Here is a 15,720-nt window from a genome sequence, read left to right on the forward strand (position 1 = left end):
GGGGCGGCGCGGGGGGCGGGGGGGGGCCGGGGGGGCCGCGGGGGGGGGGCCCCGGCCCCCCCCCCCCCCCCCCCCCCGCCGTTCCGGCCCGGTGTGATGTATGGCACCATGCTGGCCACCCCCGCAGATCGACTCCTCAGGAGACAGGCGCGTGCAGCCCTCCGCAGGCCCGGCCCTCCCGCACACCCGCAGCCGCACCGTGCACTGGCTGACCACCGCCGCCGGCCTCGGGGCCGTCGTGGCCGCGGTGGCCCTGGTCCAGCCGGCCGACGCCTCGGTCACCGGCGCGACCGGCTCCGGCAAGGCGCCCGCGCACCCCGTCGCCGCCCCTGATCCGAAGGCCGCCGCCTATCCGCTCGACTGCCCGCCCGGCGCGGGCGTGGACGTGATAGCGCACGTCTCCGGGGACCTGGACGGGGACGGCCGTCCGGAGACGGTGGCCGTGGTCCGCTGCCACGCCGACACCGGCACCCCGCCGAGCGGCGTCTACATCCTGTCCGCGCCGGCCGCCGCCGGTGCGGCGCCCAAGATCGCGCAGATGCTGGTCAATCCGGCCGACGACCGCGAGATCAGCGACTTCCGGCTGGAGGGGCGCACCGTCAGGGCGACCGTCCTCGGCTTCTCCGGTCCCACCGTCCCGCGGTGCTGCCCCGACCTGAAGCGCACCTACTCCTGGGAGTGGCGGGGCGGCCGCTACGTGGCACTGCCCGGGCCGCTGGCCAACAGCATCTGACCGGCCCGCCGCGGGCGCCGCGGGGGCGCCGCCGGGCGCGGTCCGGCTACTCCGCGTCGGGGCCGTACACCTCGACGTGGTCGGCCGCCCGCCGCACGTGGATGCAGTCGCCGGGGCACTCCTTGGCGGAGTCCACCACATCCCGCAGCAGGGCGACCGGTACGGGTACCGTTGCACCAGGGGTCTGCAGGAGTTCGGCCTCCTCGCCCTCGGGCGCGGGCCCCTTCACATAGGCGAGCCCGTCGATGTCCAGCTCGAAGACCTCGGGCGCGTACTGGACACAGATCCCGTCGCCGGTGCACAGGTCCTGGTCGATCCAGACTTCGAGCGCCTCGGCCGTCTCGTTGCTCACGGAACCCCATCCCTGCTGTTCGTCGTTCGGGAAGTATCGGGAAGCAACAGCCCCCGACGGCTGTTGACGCAAACGACGATACAACCGGCGGCTTTCGGATGGAGATCGGCGGGTATCTCAGTGGCGGAGGGACGTGCGCAAGGGTGAAGATCGGACACACCGCGATCGTCTTTGTGATCTAGGGGTTTCAACCCCCACCGGCCCAGGTAGGGTCTGGAAACGTCCAGCTCCCCTTGGAGGAGGTGAGGACCGTGGCGGCCCACGACGACGACATCAACCGTGGCGGCCGACCCGCTCGTGGATCGGACGATCCCATGAGCCAGGTCGCCTTTCTTGAGCAGGAGATCGCCGTCCTGCGACGCAAGCTCGCCGACTCTCCGCGGCACACGAGGATTCTCGAGGAGCGGATCGTCGAGCTGCAGACCAATCTGGCAGGCGTGTCCACGCAGAACGAACGGCTGGCGAACACGCTCCGCGAGGCCCGCGACCAGATCGTGGCCCTCAAGGAGGAGGTCGACCGGCTCGCCCAGCCGCCCGCCGGCTTCGGCGTGTTCCTGCAGGCCAACGAGGACGGGACGGCGGACATCTTCACCGGCGGGCGCAAGCTCCGGGTGAACGTCAGCCCGTCCGTCGAGCTCGACGAGCTGCGGCGCGGCCAGGAGCTGATGCTCAACGAAGCGCTCAACGTGGTCGAGGCCATGGAGTTCGAGCTCGTCGGCGACATCGTCACCCTCAAGGAGATCCTGGAGGACGGCGAGCGCGCCCTGGTGATCGGGCACACCGACGAGGAGCGGGTGGTCCGGCTCGCCGAGCCGCTGCACAGCATCCCGCTGCGCGCCGGTGACGCCCTGCTGCTCGAACCCCGCTCGGGCTACGTGTACGAGCGGGTGCCCAAGAGCGAGGTCGAGGAGCTCGTCCTCGAAGAGGTGCCGGACATCGACTACCGGCAGATCGGCGGCCTGGGCAACCAGATCGAGCAGATCCGGGACGCGGTGGAACTCCCGTACCTGCACGCCGATCTCTTCCGGGAGTACGAACTGCGGCCGCCCAAGGGCGTGCTGCTGTACGGCCCGCCCGGATGCGGCAAGACGCTCATCGCCAAGGCGGTCGCCAACTCCCTGGCCAAGAAGGTCGCGGAGGTCACCGGGCAGCCCCAGGGCAAGAGCTACTTCCTCAACATCAAGGGCCCGGAGCTGCTGAACAAGTACGTCGGCGAGACCGAGCGCCAGATCCGCCTGGTGTTCCAGCGGGCCCGTGAGAAGGCCAGCGAGGGCACCCCGGTCATCGTCTTCTTCGACGAGATGGAGTCGCTGTTCCGCACCCGCGGCAGCGGTGTCAGCTCGGACGTGGAGAACACCATCGTCCCGCAGCTGCTCGCCGAGATCGACGGCGTCGAGGGCCTGGAGAACGTCATCGTCATCGGCGCCTCCAACCGCGAGGACATGATCGACCCCGCGATCCTGCGGCCCGGCCGCCTGGACGTGAAGATCAAGATCGAGCGGCCGGACGCCGAGGCGGCCAAGGACATCTTCTCGAAGTACCTGGTCGAGAGCCTTCCGCTGCACGGCGAGGACCTCGCCGAGCACGGCGGGTCGGAGGCGGCCACCGTGGACGCCATGATCCAGTCCGTGGTCGAGCGGATGTACTCCGAGACCGAGGAGAACCGCTTCCTGGAGGTCACCTATGCCAACGGTGACAAGGAGGTCCTGTACTTCAAGGACTTCAACTCCGGAGCGATGATCCAGAACATCGTGGACCGGGCCAAGAAGATGGCGATCAAGGCCTTCCTCGACCACGGACAGCGCGGTATGCGCGTCTCCCACCTGCTCGCGGCATGCGTCGACGAGTTCAAGGAGAACGAGGACCTGCCGAACACGACCAACCCCGACGACTGGGCGCGGATCTCCGGGAAGAAGGGCGAGCGGATCGTGTTCATCCGCACCCTGGTGACCGGAAAGCAGGGGGCGGACACGGGGCGCTCCATCGACACCGTGGCGAACACCGGACAGTATCTGTAAGCACTACCCTCCGGCTGCGGGGCCCCGACAGACGGGTACCCGCAGCCGGTGTGTTTTCCGGCCCGATCGGGCCGGAGCCGGGCAAGGAGGGCCGCATGACCGTACGGCGAGTAATGGGCATCGAGACGGAGTACGGGATCTCCGTCCCCGGCCACCCCAACGCCAATGCCATGCTCACCTCGTCCCAGATCGTCAACGCCTACGCCGCGGCGATGCACCGGGCCCGCAGGGCCCGCTGGGACTTCGAGGAGGAGAACCCGCTGCGGGACGCCCGCGGCTTCGACCTGGCCCGGGAGGCGGCGGACTCCACCCAGCTCACCGACGAGGACATCGGCCTGGCCAACGTGATCCTCACCAACGGCGCCCGGCTCTACGTGGACCACGCCCACCCCGAGTACTCCTCGCCGGAGATCACCAATCCGCGCGACGCGGTGCTCTGGGACAAGGCCGGCGAGCGGATCATGGCCGAGGCGGCGCTGCGGGCCGCCCAGCTGCCCGGCGCCCAGCCCATCCACCTGTACAAGAACAACACCGACAACAAGGGCGCGTCCTACGGCACGCACGAGAACTACCTGATGAAGCGGGAGACCCCGTTCTCGGACATCGTGCGGCACCTGACGCCGTTCTTCGTGTCCCGGCAGGTGGTGACCGGCGCCGGCCGGGTCGGCATCGGCCAGGACGGCCGCGAGGACGGCTTCCAGCTCAGCCAGCGGGCGGACTACTTCGAGGTCGAGGTGGGCCTGGAGACCACCCTCAAGCGCCCCATCATCAACACCCGCGACGAGCCCCACTCGGACGCCGAGAAGTACCGCAGGCTGCATGTGATCATCGGGGACGCCAACCTCTCCGAGATCTCCACGTACCTCAAGCTCGGCACGACCGCGCTGGTGCTTTCCATGATCGAGGACGGCTTCATCAAGGTCGACCTGGCCGTCGACCAGCCGGTCCGCACCCTGCACGAGGTCTCCCACGACCCCACGCTGCAACAGCTCATCACGCTGCGCAACGGCCGCACCCTGACCGCGGTGCAGCTCCAGATGGAGTACTTCGAGCTGGCCCGCAAGTACACCGAGGAGCGGTACGGCGCGGACGCCGACCCGCAGACCAGGGACGTGCTGGCCCGCTGGGAGGACGTGCTCAACCGGCTGGAGAACGACCCGATGAGCCTGTCCGGCGAGCTGGACTGGGTCGCCAAGCGGGAGGTGCTGGAGGGCTACCGCCGGCGGGACGGCCTGGGCTGGGACGCGGCGCGGCTGCACCTGGTGGACCTGCAGTACGCCGACGTGCGGCCCGACAAGGGCCTCTACAACCGCCTGGTGGCCCGCGGGCGCATCCAGCGCCTGCTGGACGAGGAGGACGTCCTGCGGGCCGCCCAGCAGCCACCGGAGGACACCAGGGCCTACTTCCGCGGCCGCTGCCTGGAGCAGTACGCGGACGACGTGGCCGCCGCCTCCTGGGACTCGGTCATCTTCGACCTGCCCGGCCGTGACTCGCTGCAGCGGGTCCCCACCCTGGAGCCGCTGCGGGGCACCCGCAACCACGTCAAGGAGCTGCTCGACCGCTGCCGCACCGCCGAGGAGCTGGTCCGGATCCTGTCCGGGGGCTGACCGGCGGCTGAAACGGTCCCGAATCGGGAAACAACCCAGTGGCAGTCGTACGTTGAGGTAATCGAGCGCCGATGTCGGACGGTGCTTGTAGGGTCTGATCTTGTACCGCGGACACACCGAGGACATGACTCATGTACGGCAGGTAACCGAGCGCACGAGACGAGCGGGGTGAGGGACATGGCCACGAAGGACACCGACGGCGGACAGCAGAAGGCGACGCGTTCCACCGATGAGGTAGACGAGGTCGAGCAGGACGCCCAGGCGGCCGGCGACCTCAAGGAACGCCACGAGAAGCTCTCGGACGACGTGGACTCCGTCCTCGACGAGATCGACGACGTCCTCGAGGAGAACGCCGAGGACTTCGTGCGGTCGTTCGTCCAGAAGGGCGGCGAGTAGCCGCTCACCCCTCCATCCGCCCCGCGCCTCACGGACCGCGGGGCGGATGGATTTCCGGGCCGCGGGTAGGGTCCGTACCGACTCCCAAGATCGTGTGGAAGGAATCGCGTGGAAGCCAACCCTCGCAGCACCACCGGGCGTCTGCCGGCCGCCTTCCTGACGCCCGGCTCGTCCTCGTTCCTCGACTTCCTGGGCGATCACGCGCCCGAGCTGCTGCCGGGGAACCGCACACTGCCGCCCCTGAAGGGCGCGGTGGAACTCCCGCACGGCACGACCATCGTCGCCGCCACCTTCGCGGGCGGCGTCATCCTCGCCGGTGACCGCCGCGCCACGATGGGCAACATCATCGCCCAGCGCGACATCGAGAAGGTCTTCCCGGCCGACGAGTACTCCGCCGTGGGCATCGCCGGCACCGCCGGCCTCGCGGTGGAGATGGTCAAGCTGTTCCAGCTGGAGCTGGAGCACTACGAGAAGATCGAAGGGGCCGTGCTCTCCCTGGAGGGCAAGGCCAACCGGCTGTCCACGATGATCCGCGGCAACCTCGGCATGGCCCTGCAGGGCCTGGCCGTCGTGCCGCTGTTCGCCGGCTTCGACACCGAGCGCGGCAAGGGCCGGATCTTCTCCTACGACGTGACCGGCGGCCGGACCGAGGAGTCCGGTTTCGCGGCCACCGGCTCGGGCTCCGTCTACGCGCGCGGCGCCCTGAAGAAGCTCTACCGGCACGACCTCGCCGAGGGCGAGATGGTCACCGCCGTGGTCCAGGCGCTCTACGACGCCGCGGACGACGACTCGGCCACCGGCGGCCCCGACCTGACCCGGAAGATCTTCCCGATCGTCACGGTGATCACCGAGGACGGCTTCCGCAGGCTCAGCGGGACCGAGGTCGCCGACATCGCCCGCGCGGTGCTCGACGAGCGCATGCAGCGGCCCGACGGCCCCCAGGCGCAGGTGCTGTGACGTCCCGCCAGTCGTCAGCCCGCAGCGGCCACGGACCGCACCTCCCGTCTCCCTCAGCGCCGACAGCAGAAAGGCACGGTTAGCCGGTGTCCACGCCCTTTTACGTTTCGCCTCAGCAGGCCATGGCCGACCGTGCCGAGTACGCCCGCAAGGGCATCGCGCGCGGCCGCAGCGTCGTCGTCCTGCAGTACGCGGACGGCATCGTCTTCGTCGCCGAGAACCCCTCCCGTGCGCTCCACAAGGTCAGCGAGATCTACGACCGGATCGCGTTCGCCGCGGTCGGCAAGTACAACGAGTTCGAGAACCTGCGGATCGGTGGTGTCCGCTACGCCGACCTGCGCGGCTTCACCTACGACCGCGAGGACGTCACCGCGCGCGGCCTGGCCAACGTCTACGCCCAGACCCTCGGCACCATCTTCTCCAGCGTCGGCGAGAAGCCGTACGAGGTGGAGCTGATCGTCGCCGAGGTGGGGGCCGCCCCCGAGGACGACCAGATCTACCGGCTGCCGCACGACGGCTCCATCGTCGACGAGCACGGCGCGGTCGCCGTCGGCGGCAACTCCGACCAGATCGGCAGCTACCTGGACCAGCGCCACCGGGACGGCATGACGCTGGCCGAGGCGCTGGCGCTGGCCGTCGAGTCCCTGGCCCGCGACAGCAACGGCAACAGCGACCGGCAGCTGACCGCCGAGCAGCTCGAGGTCGCGGTCCTGGACCGGACCCGGCCGCAGCAGCGGAAGTTCAAGCGCATCCTGGGCCGCCAGCTGGCCCGCCTGCTGGAGTCGGACGCGGACGCCGCCGCCACGACGGCGACGGACGACACCGACGTCCTGGACGACGTGGACGACGTGCTGGACTCGACGGAGGACGGGGACGAGGACGAGTAGTCCCTCCGGCTTCCGTTCCGCGCCCCTGAAGGGGCTGCTCCGGCGAGCAGCCTCCTTCAGGGGCGCGGGCGTACCGGGGGAGCGGTGCTGCCGCGGACGACCAGCTCCACGGGCAGCTCGGAGGCGCTCGGCGTCCCGCCGTCCAGCAGGGTCAGCAGCGCCCGCATGCCCTCCGCGCCGACCTCCTCGGCGGGCAGCCGCACCGAGGTGAGCTCCGGGTCCACCGCGACGGCCAGCGACAGGTCGTCGAAGCCGGTCACCGACAGGTCGTCCGGGACGCGCAGTCCCAGGCCGCGCGCCGCCTTGCAGGCGCCGGCCGCGAGCACGTCGCCGTCGCACAGCAGCGCGGTGGGCCGCGGGCCCGGGCCGCCCAGCGCCCGCTCGGCCGCCGCCCGGGCCGCGCCGATGTCCAGCGCGCAGCGCTCGGTGGCCAGCGTCGCCCCGGGCACGCCCGCCAGCTCCGCGGCCACCGCCTCGCCCCTGACCCGGAAGGTCCAGGTGTCGATGTCCGCGGCCAGGTGCGTGATCCGCCGGTGGCCCAGTGCGAGCAGGTGCCGGGTCACCTGGCGGAAGCCGTCCGCGACCGCCAGGTTGACGGTGGGCGGCTCGCCGGGCGCCGACGGGTCGCTGTCGAGCATCACCAGGGGCAGGCCGCCGTCCCGCCCGCCGTCGCCGATGCCGGCCAGCGCGTCCGCGGCCATGGACGAGGCGATCACACCGTCGATCGCGGCGCGCGCCGAGCCGAACGGGTCGCGGGCCGGCCCGATGCCCTCGGGCGAGGGGTAGAGCACCACCCCGAAGCCGCGTTCCGCCGCCACCCGGGCGGTGCCGGCGTAGACCCGGGCGAAGTACTCGTGAGTGAGCGCCGGGACCACCAGCAGCGCGGTCCTGGTCCGGCCCAGGCGCAGGCTGCGCGCCGCGAGGTTGGGCCGGTAGCCCAGCTCGTCCGCGGTGGCCCGCACGGTCCGCGCGGTGGGCTCCGAGACGCGCCCGCGCCACTTGCCGCCGAGGACCAGCGACACGGTCGCCTGGGACACCCCGGCCGCCCGCGCCACGTCGCGCGAGGTGGGCCGCGCCGCGCCGCTCACGCCGCCTCCGAGGCGGCCCCGACGGCACCCCGCTCGTGCACGCTCTCCGCCTCCCGCTCCACGCCCTGCGCCGCCTGCCGGACGGCCCGCTGCAGGCGACCGGCACGGCTGCCGTGCGCCCGCGCCCGTACCCGCACCGTCCGCCCCGCCCTGTCCCGGCCCCACGGGGCTCCCGGCCCTCTGCCGGAAGCCGCCCGCAGGTGGACCCGCGGGCTGCCGCCATGGTACGTATGACGCCACGACGTTATACGTAACACGCCCGGCTCGGCGAACACCGGGCGGCGAACAGCGGAGGGGACATGGCGAGCGGGTACGGGGATCTGCTGCGCGCGCCGTACGCGGCGCGGCTGCTCGGCGGCACCCTGCTGGGCCGGCTGCCCAACGCGATGGCCGCGCTGGCCATCGTGCTCTTCCTGCGCTCCCAGCACGCCGGCTACGGCCTGGCCGGCACCCTGTCGGCGCTGTACGGCCTGGCCGTCGCCGTGGGCCAGCCGCTGCTGGGCCGGGCCGTCGACAGACGCGGGCAGCCGCGCGTGATGACCGCCGCCGCCCTGCTGTCCGCCGCCGGCTTCGCCCTGCTGGCCGTCACCGGCCCCTCACCGCTGCCGCTGGCCGTCCTCGCGGTCGTCCTGGCCGGAGTGGCCACCCCGCCCCTGGAAGGCGGTCTGCGGGCGCTGTGGCCGGCCGTGCTGGGGGAGGGCGACCGGGTGCAGAAGGCGTACGCCCTGGACGCCGCCGCCCAGGAGGTGATGTTCTCGCTGGGCCCGCTGCTGGTGACCGTCGTGATCGCGGCCGTCTCGCAGGCCGCCGCGGTCGTGCTGACCGGCGTGCTGGGCGTGGCCGGAACCCTGGTGGTGGTCACCGCCCGGCCGTCACGCGAATGGCGGGCCGAGGAGCGCGAGCCGCACTGGCTCGGCGCGCTGCGGTCCCGCGGCCTGGGGGTGCTGCTCGGCGCCTGCTTCTTCGTCGGCATCGCGCTGGGCGCCGTGTCGCTGGCCGCCGTCGCCTACGGCGACGCGCACGGCGGCGGGCCGGTCGCCGCCTACGTGCTGGCCGCCAACGGGGCCGGCGCGCTGGCCGGCGGCCTCGGCTACGGCGCCCGCACGTGGTCCGGAGTCCCCGAACGGCGGCTGCGCCTCCTGTCGATCGGCCTGGCCCTGTGCTACCCGCCGCTGGTGCTGGTGCCAGGACCGGCCGCGATGCTGCCGCTGGCGGCCCTGTCCGGCGTGTTCCTGGCGCCGGCCCTCGCCTGCGCGTTCCTGGTGGTGGACCGGCACGCCCCGGCCGGCACGGTCACCGAGGCGTTCTCCTGGGTGGTGACCGCCATCGGCGTGGGCGCGTCGCTCGGCACCGCGGCCGCCGGGGTGGCCGCCCAGCACGCGGGAGATGCCGCGGCCTTCGGCGTGGCGGCGGGCGGGGGCGCCGTCGCCATGCTGGTACTGCTGTGCACCGGGCGAATCCTGACGGACCCAAACCTGGGATCCGGTAGGGAAAAAGATCGAAACCGTGTGGTCGAACCCCGTTTCAGTACCACGCATCAGGCGTAATGTTCAGACATGGACCGCCGCATTTTCGGGCTGGAGAACGAGTACGGCGTCACATGCACGTTCAGGGGACAGCGGCGTCTGTCCCCTGACGAGGTGGCGCGGTACCTCTTCCGCCGTGTCGTGTCATGGGGCCGCAGCAGCAACGTGTTCCTGCGCAATGGGGCCCGCCTCTACCTCGACGTGGGCTCGCACCCGGAGTACGCCACTCCCGAGTGCGACAACGTCACCGAACTCGTCACGCACGACAAGGCCGGGGAACGCATCCTCGAAGGCCTTCTGGTGGACGCCGAACGGCGGCTGCACGAAGAAGGCATCGCCGGCGACGTCTACCTGTTCAAGAACAACACCGACTCCGCGGGCAACTCGTACGGATGCCACGAGAATTACCTCGTGGCCCGGCACGGGGAATTCTCCCGGCTGGCCGACATCCTCATTCCCTTCCTCGTCACCCGGCAACTGCTGTGCGGTGCGGGCAAGGTCCTGCAGACCCCGCGCGGCGCCGTCTACTGCGTGAGCCAGCGGGCCGAGCACATCTGGGAGGGCGTCAGCTCCGCCACCACCCGGTCCCGGCCGATCATCAACACCCGCGACGAGCCGCACGCCGACGCCGAGCGCTACCGCCGGCTGCACGTCATCGTCGGCGACTCCAACATGTCCGAGACCACCATGCTGCTCAAGGTCGGCGCCACCGACCTGGTGCTGCGGATGATCGAGGCCGGCACCGTGATGCGCGACCTCACCCTGGAGAACCCGATCCGGGCCATCCGCGAGGTCAGCCACGACATCACCGGACGGCGCAAGGTCCGGCTGGCCTCCGGCCGCGAGGCGTCCGCCCTGGAGATCCAGGAGGAGTACTACTCCAAGGCCGTGGAGTTCTGCGAGCGCCGCGGCATCCGCAACGGGGTCGTCGAGCAGGTGCTGGAGCTGTGGGGCCGCACCCTGGAGGCCATCGGCAGCGGCGACCTGTCGAAGATCGGCACCGAGATCGACTGGGTGATGAAGTACCAGCTCATCGAGCGCTACCGCAGCCGCGACAACATCACCATGTCGCACCCGCGGGTCGCCCAGATCGACCTCGCCTACCACGACATCCACCGCCGCCGCGGGCTGTACTACCTGCTGGAGCGCAAGGGCCAGGCCAAGCGGGTCTGCAGCGACCTGAAGATCTTCGAGGCCAAGTCCGTGCCGCCGCAGACCACCCGCGCTCGGCTGCGCGGCGACTTCATCCGGCGCGCCCAGGAGCAGCGCCGCGACTTCACCGTCGACTGGGTGCACCTCAAGCTCAACGACCAGGCGCAGCGCACGGTGCTGTGCAAGGACCCGTTCCGTTCGGTGGACGACCGGGTGGAGAAGCTGATCGCCGGGATGTGACGGCCCGGAGGACGGCACACCGTAGGGTGTGGGGCGGCATCGCAGACCCGACCGCCAGCCCCACACCCGACGACCCCATCGAGGAACCCCGTGCGCCGACGCTCCGTACTGCTCGCCGTGCCCGCGCTCATGCTCACCGCCGCAGGCTGCGGCAGTGACGACAAGAAGAGCGACTCGGCCTCGTCATCCTCCCCGTCAGCCTCGGCCACCCCGTCCGCCACGCCCAAGCCCAGCATCGTCAGCGGGCCGGTCCCGGACATCACCGCGGGCACCGCGTTCGGCGAGAAGCCCACCGTGGCCAAGGGCACCGTCACTCCTTCGAAGGATCTCGCCGTCAAGACGGTCATCCAGGGTGACGGCCCGGTCATCGCGGCCGGCGACTACATCGAGGTGAACTACCTCGGCCAGATCTGGGACACCGCCAAGGTCTTCGACACCTCCTGGGGCCGCGGCCCGTACACCAACGTCATCGGCCAGGGGAAGGTCATCCCCGGCTGGGACCAGGGCCTGGTCGGCCAGAAGGTGAAGAGCCGGGTCGAGCTGGCCATCCCGCCGTCCCTCGGCTACGGCACGTCCGGCAACGCGCAGGCCGGCATCAAGGGCACCGACACCCTGGTGTTCGTGGTGGACGTGCTGAACCGCTACAACATCAAGAGCTCCGCGAACGGCAAGGCCGTCCCGCAGACCGACGCCAACCTGCCCAAGGTCGGCACCAACACCGACGGCGCCGCGCCCTCGGTCGCCGTGCCCAAGGCCAAGGCCCCCACCAAGCTCGTCTCCAGCTACGTGCTGGAGGGCGACGGCGCCGCGGTCAAGGCCACCGACACCCTGCTGCTGCAGTACAAGGGCGTCCTGTGGGACGGCGGCAAGGAGTTCGACTCCACCTACAAGAACGGCCAGCTCGCCGCGTTCCCGCTCGCGCAGCTGATCAAGGGCTGGCAGCAGGGCCTGGCCGGCAAGAAGGTCGGCAGCCGCGTGATGCTGGTGACCCCGCCCGACCTCGCCTACGGCAGCCAGGCCCAGGGCGGTATCCCCGCCAACTCCACGCTGGTGTTCACCTTGGACATCCTCGCGATTCTGTAAGACTGTGCAGGTTGCCCGCACCAGCACAAGGAGCATCACGTGAGCATCGAGAAGCCCGAGATCGACTTCCCGGGCGGCGAGCCGCCGGCCGACCTGGAGATCAAGGACCTCTGGGAGGGTGACGGCCCGGTCGCCAAGGCCGGGGACACCGTCTCCGTGCACTACGTCGGCGTGGCCTTCTCCACCGGCGAGGAGTTCGACGCGAGCTGGAACCGCGGCGCCCCGCTGCAGTTCCAGCTGGGTGTCGGCCAGGTCATCGCCGGCTGGGACCGGGGCGTGCAGGGCATGAAGGTCGGCGGCCGCCGCCAGCTGACCATCCCCGCGCACCTCGCCTACGGCGACCGCGGCGCCGGGAACGCGATCAAGCCCGGCGAGACGCTGATCTTCGTCTGCGACCTGGTCGCCGTCTGAGGTTCATCCGTCCTTGCACTCCAGGGGCCCCGGCCGCAAGGCCGGGGCCCTCGGGTTTTGGGTCCGGCGCCGGGAGCGGTACGGTCTGCGAGCGAGGGCGGAAGAAGGGTGCGGGATGGCGATCGCCAAGGCCGAGCGGCTGATGAACCTGGCCCTGTGCCTGATGAACACCCGGCGTCCGGTCAGCAAGCGCGAGCTGCGCGCCTCGATCGAGGCCTACCACGAGGTCACCTCGGACGACGCGTTCAACCGGATGTTCGAGCGCGACAAGGACGACCTGCGCGAACTCGGACTGGTCATCGACACGGTGGAGAGCCTCGACGGCGAGTTCGGCTACCTCGCGCGCAGCGACCGCAACCGGCTGCCCGACATCGCGCTGGACCCCGAGGAGGCCGCCGCGCTGAGCCTGGCCGCCAAGGTCTGGCAGCAGGCCAGGCTGGCCGAGGCGGCCAGCGGCGCGCTGCAGAAGCTCCGGGCGGCCGGCGTGCCGTACGAGGACGCCAGCAGCGCGCTGGAACCGCGCATCCCCGCGCCGGAACCGGCCTTCGAGGCGCTGATGGTCGCCACCCGCGAGCGCCGGACGGTCGCCTTCGACTACCGCAAGGCCAACGCCGTGCGGCCGGAGCCCCGGCTGGTCGAGCCGTGGGCCCTGGAGTGCTGGCGCGGCCACTGGTACCTCGCCGGCTACGACCGCGACCGCTCCGACGTGCGGGTCTTCCGGCTGTCGCGGATCAGCGGCAAGGTCCGCTCCCGCGGCGCCGCCACCGCCGAGGTCCCCGACCACGTCGACGTCCGCGACGCGGTCGCCCGCTGGGCCGGCGAGGGCGCCACCGCGGCGACCGCCCGCATCCGGCTGCGCCGCGACAGCGGCTACCCGCTGCGGGCCCGCGCGCTGAGCGCCAGCAGCGTCGACGCGGACTGGGACGAGCTGGAGATCCCCTACGGCCACGGGCTGGACGCCTGGCTCGCCGAGTTCGGGCCGGACGTCGTGGTGGTCGCGCCGGACGAGCTGCGCGCCGAGGTCGTGGACCGGCTGCGCGCGGTGGCGAAGGGCTGAGGGAAGCAGAGGGAAGGGGGACGGGGCGGATGAGCAACGCGATCGACCAGACGCGGCGGATGCTGTCGCTGGTCACATATCTGCGCGAGCGGCCCGGCGCGCGGGTCAGCGAGGTGGCGCGCGCCTTCGGGGTGACCGAGGCCGAGCTGATCGGCGACCTGAACGTGCTGCCGCTGTGCGGCACCAGCTTCCGCGGTGGCGACCTGCTGGACATCGACACCGACGGCGAGCGGATCTGGTGGCACAACCCCGGCACCGCCGACGACGTCGCCCAGCCGCTGCGGCTGGCCGCCGACGAGGCCACCGCGCTGCTGGTGGCCGCCCGCGCGGTCGCCAACCTGCCGGGCCTGCGGGACAGCGACCGGCAGGCGCTGCTGCGGGCCGGCACCAAGCTGGAGGCGGCCGCGGGCGAGGCTGCCGGGGCCAGCGCCCACCTGTCGGTCACCTTCGAGTCCGAGGGCAGCGTCTTCGCCACCGTGGACCGGGCCATCACCGAGCGGCGCCGGTTGTGGATGCGCTACTACTCGCCGGCCCGCGACGCCCTCACCGAGCGCGAGGTCGACCCGATCCGGCTGTTCGCCGTGGGCCACACCTACGTCGAGGGCTGGTGCCGGCTCTCCGAGGACCGCAGGACCTTCCGGCTCGACCGGGTCGCGGAGATCCGGCTGCTCGACGAGCCGTCGGACCCGCCGCGGGTGGAGCCGCGCGACCTGTCCCAGGGACTGGTCCAGCCGGCCGGCGACGACCCCGAGGTGGTCATCGAGGTGGGGCCCGGCGGGCGCTGGGTCGCCGAGTACTACCCGCACGACAGCGCGGAGGAGCTGCCCGACGGCGGCATGCGGATCACCCTGCGCACCCCCGACCCGGGCTCGCTGCGCCGGCTGGCGCTGCGGCTCGGCCGCGACGGGCGGATCGTGGCGCCGCCGGCGCTGGCCGCCGGCGCGCGGGACGCCGCGGTGCAGGCCCTGGCCGCGTACGGGGAGTGAGGGACCGCCCGTGACGGCCGCTGCGGCCTGCCCGCCCCCCGCCACCGGCCCGGTCGTCTTCCGGGCCGGCTGCCCGCACTGCCGGTCCAGCTTCGAACTGGCCGCGGCCGCCCTGCGGCTGGCGATCGGCGCCTCGGCCCGCACCACGTTCTACAGCTTCACCTGCCCCGAGTGCGGGGAGGCGGTCCGCAAGCCGGCCGGCGAGCGGATCGTCGAGCTGCTCACCGGCGGCGGCGTCCGCACCATGCGGCTGCACGGCTGACGGGCACCCCGGCCCGGGGGGCCACGCGCCTGACGAGCGGTCCGGAACGGCGTCGCACGGCCGGAACCGGGCCGGACGGACTGTCCGCCGCACGATCGGACCGGCACGCCGGGGTCCGCCGGACGGCGCGCGCCCGCCCGGCTGACCGGCACGCCGCCGCAGGGGCGGGCGGCAGCGGCCCTGGCGACCGGTAGGCTCGCGGCCCATGTGGTGGCTCTTCGCAGTTGTCGGACTGTCGACCGCGGGACTGCTGGTACTGGGCGTCCTGGCGGTCCGCGTCCACCTGGCCGTGCAGGACCTGGCCCGGCAGGTGGCGGAGAGCAGCCGCGTGCTGACCGCCGCCGGAGACCGCCTGCAGCGGGCCGCGGACCGGCTCGGCAGCCGGGCCGGGGAGGCCTCCCGGAACTGAGATCCGGGTACGGCGCGGCCCGCGGAAGTGGGGGGGGCAAGAAGATCTCCCGGCCTCGGGCCCTGCCCCCTCGCGGCACGGGAGGGTAATCTGACCCCACGGTCCGCACGGAGCGCGGCTCGGGCCGGACCGGCGTACTCCGGGAGCTTTCCCGCAGTTCACCGGTGCACGCTACGATCTCAGCCAGTGCTCGGTGTTTCGGACAGGTGTCCGGCGCCGGCGCGACCAGCAGTCGCAAGGACACGCCGCCCCGGTGAGAAGGTAGACCTTTTATGCTCGGCAATCTCAAGCCCCTGGAGATCGTCCTCATCCTTCTCGTGATCGTCGTGCTCTTCGGTGCCAAGAAGCTGCCCGACGTCGCCAGGTCCATCGGCAAGTCGGCCCGCATCCTCAAGAGCGAGGCCAAGGCGATGAAGAACGACGGTGCGGGGTCCACCGACACCGCCGCCACCCCGCAGGAGACGACCGCGAAGCGGACCATCCAGGCCGCCCCCGGTGACTCCGCCAGCGCCCGCCCGGTCGCTGAGCCGGACCGCACGACGCAGGGCTGAGCCCG

Annotated in this window: 17 protein-coding genes; 15 read left to right on the forward strand and 2 right to left on the reverse strand. The window is 72.0% G+C overall.

What is annotated here, in order from left to right; translation table 11 throughout:
• Window positions 1-151 precede the first annotated feature (151 nt).
• Entirely contained in the window at window positions 152-733 is a 582-nt protein-coding gene (locus tag ACH4TG_RS38605) for a hypothetical protein (protein WP_398247582.1), read from the forward strand.
• 46 nt (window positions 734-779) lie between these two features.
• On the opposite strand, the gene ACH4TG_RS38610 is transcribed toward ACH4TG_RS38605, so the two are convergent.
• A complete protein-coding gene (locus tag ACH4TG_RS38610; RefSeq protein ID WP_398247584.1) occupies window positions 780-1,085 on the reverse strand; it encodes a ferredoxin in 306 nt (101 codons plus the stop codon).
• A 251-nt stretch (window positions 1,086-1,336) separates the two neighbouring features.
• On the opposite strand from ACH4TG_RS38610, the gene arc reads away from it, so the two are divergent.
• From arc to prcA, 5 genes are all read left to right on the forward strand, one after another.
• Complete coding sequence (gene arc, locus ACH4TG_RS38615; RefSeq protein ID WP_398247586.1) at window positions 1,337-3,103, forward strand: proteasome ATPase; 1,767 nt, start codon at window positions 1,337-1,339, stop codon at window positions 3,101-3,103.
• 95 nt (window positions 3,104-3,198) lie between these two features.
• Window positions 3,199-4,710, forward strand: coding sequence for a depupylase/deamidase Dop (gene dop / locus ACH4TG_RS38620; protein WP_398247588.1), 1,512 nt, complete (start codon window positions 3,199-3,201; stop codon window positions 4,708-4,710).
• 177 nt (window positions 4,711-4,887) lie between these two features.
• Entirely contained in the window at window positions 4,888-5,106 is a 219-nt protein-coding gene (locus tag ACH4TG_RS38625) for a ubiquitin-like protein Pup (protein ID WP_398247590.1), read from the forward strand.
• A gap of 108 nt (window positions 5,107-5,214) precedes the next feature.
• Window positions 5,215-6,063 (forward strand): proteasome subunit beta, encoded by an 849-nt coding sequence (gene prcB, locus ACH4TG_RS38630; RefSeq protein ID WP_398247592.1) that lies wholly within the window; start codon window positions 5,215-5,217, stop codon window positions 6,061-6,063.
• A gap of 86 nt (window positions 6,064-6,149) precedes the next feature.
• Window positions 6,150-6,950: a proteasome subunit alpha gene (gene prcA / locus ACH4TG_RS38635; RefSeq protein ID WP_398247594.1), complete on the forward strand. Its 801-nt coding sequence runs from the start codon at window positions 6,150-6,152 to the stop codon at window positions 6,948-6,950.
• 56 nt (window positions 6,951-7,006) lie between these two features.
• On the opposite strand, the gene ACH4TG_RS38640 is transcribed toward prcA, so the two are convergent.
• Window positions 7,007-8,038 (reverse strand): LacI family DNA-binding transcriptional regulator, encoded by a 1,032-nt coding sequence (locus ACH4TG_RS38640; RefSeq protein ID WP_398247596.1) that lies wholly within the window; start codon window positions 8,036-8,038, stop codon window positions 7,007-7,009.
• A gap of 299 nt (window positions 8,039-8,337) precedes the next feature.
• Here ACH4TG_RS38640 and ACH4TG_RS38645 point away from each other — a divergent pair, with 299 nt between their 5' ends.
• The 9 genes from ACH4TG_RS38645 (at window position 8,338) to tatA (ending at window position 15,715) form a co-directional block, all read left to right on the forward strand.
• Window positions 8,338-9,585, forward strand: a complete 1,248-nt coding sequence (locus ACH4TG_RS38645) for an MFS transporter (RefSeq protein ID WP_398247598.1) — start codon at window positions 8,338-8,340, stop codon at window positions 9,583-9,585.
• Window positions 9,586-9,594: 9 nt separating this feature from the next.
• Entirely contained in the window at window positions 9,595-10,956 is a 1,362-nt protein-coding gene (gene pafA / locus ACH4TG_RS38650; RefSeq protein WP_398247600.1) for a Pup--protein ligase, read from the forward strand.
• A gap of 90 nt (window positions 10,957-11,046) precedes the next feature.
• Window positions 11,047-12,039, forward strand: a complete 993-nt coding sequence (locus ACH4TG_RS38655; RefSeq protein WP_398247602.1) for an FKBP-type peptidyl-prolyl cis-trans isomerase — start codon at window positions 11,047-11,049, stop codon at window positions 12,037-12,039.
• A 39-nt stretch (window positions 12,040-12,078) separates the two neighbouring features.
• Complete coding sequence (locus ACH4TG_RS38660; RefSeq protein ID WP_398247603.1) at window positions 12,079-12,450, forward strand: FKBP-type peptidyl-prolyl cis-trans isomerase; 372 nt, start codon at window positions 12,079-12,081, stop codon at window positions 12,448-12,450.
• 115 nt (window positions 12,451-12,565) lie between these two features.
• Window positions 12,566-13,507 (forward strand): helix-turn-helix transcriptional regulator, encoded by a 942-nt coding sequence (locus tag ACH4TG_RS38665; protein ID WP_398247605.1) that lies wholly within the window; start codon window positions 12,566-12,568, stop codon window positions 13,505-13,507.
• Between the two features lie 29 nt (window positions 13,508-13,536).
• Window positions 13,537-14,493: a helix-turn-helix transcriptional regulator gene (locus ACH4TG_RS38670; RefSeq protein WP_398247607.1), complete on the forward strand. Its 957-nt coding sequence runs from the start codon at window positions 13,537-13,539 to the stop codon at window positions 14,491-14,493.
• A gap of 10 nt (window positions 14,494-14,503) precedes the next feature.
• Window positions 14,504-14,755, forward strand: coding sequence for a hypothetical protein (locus tag ACH4TG_RS38675; protein ID WP_398247609.1), 252 nt, complete (start codon window positions 14,504-14,506; stop codon window positions 14,753-14,755).
• Window positions 14,756-14,960: 205 nt separating this feature from the next.
• Complete coding sequence (locus ACH4TG_RS38680) at window positions 14,961-15,164, forward strand: hypothetical protein (protein WP_398247611.1); 204 nt, start codon at window positions 14,961-14,963, stop codon at window positions 15,162-15,164.
• A gap of 272 nt (window positions 15,165-15,436) precedes the next feature.
• A complete protein-coding gene (gene tatA / locus ACH4TG_RS38685; protein ID WP_398247613.1) occupies window positions 15,437-15,715 on the forward strand; it encodes a Sec-independent protein translocase subunit TatA in 279 nt (92 codons plus the stop codon).
• Window positions 15,716-15,720: the final 5 nt, after the last annotated feature.

The sequence above is a fragment of the Streptomyces sp. NPDC020917 genome, assembly GCF_044333795.1.
In the GTDB taxonomy this organism is placed as follows: Bacteria; Actinomycetota; Actinomycetes; order Streptomycetales; family Streptomycetaceae; genus Actinacidiphila.

Bases quoted from the DNA above. Each gene is read 5' to 3' on its own strand.
- tatA (WP_398247613.1), top strand. From the start codon at position 15,437: ATGCTCGGCAATCTCAAGCCCCTGGAGATCGTCCTCATCCTTCTCGTG.
- ACH4TG_RS38680 (WP_398247611.1), top strand. From the start codon at position 14,961: ATGTGGTGGCTCTTCGCAGTTGTCGGACTGTCGACCGCGGGACTGCTG.
- ACH4TG_RS38670 (WP_398247607.1), top strand. From the start codon at position 13,537: ATGAGCAACGCGATCGACCAGACGCGGCGGATGCTGTCGCTGGTCACA.
- ACH4TG_RS38665 (WP_398247605.1), top strand. From the start codon at position 12,566: ATGGCGATCGCCAAGGCCGAGCGGCTGATGAACCTGGCCCTGTGCCTG.
- ACH4TG_RS38625 (WP_398247590.1), top strand. From the start codon at position 4,888: ATGGCCACGAAGGACACCGACGGCGGACAGCAGAAGGCGACGCGTTCC.
- dop (WP_398247588.1), top strand. From the start codon at position 3,199: ATGACCGTACGGCGAGTAATGGGCATCGAGACGGAGTACGGGATCTCC.
- pafA (WP_398247600.1), top strand. From the start codon at position 9,595: ATGGACCGCCGCATTTTCGGGCTGGAGAACGAGTACGGCGTCACATGC.
- ACH4TG_RS38645 (WP_398247598.1), top strand. From the start codon at position 8,338: ATGGCGAGCGGGTACGGGGATCTGCTGCGCGCGCCGTACGCGGCGCGG.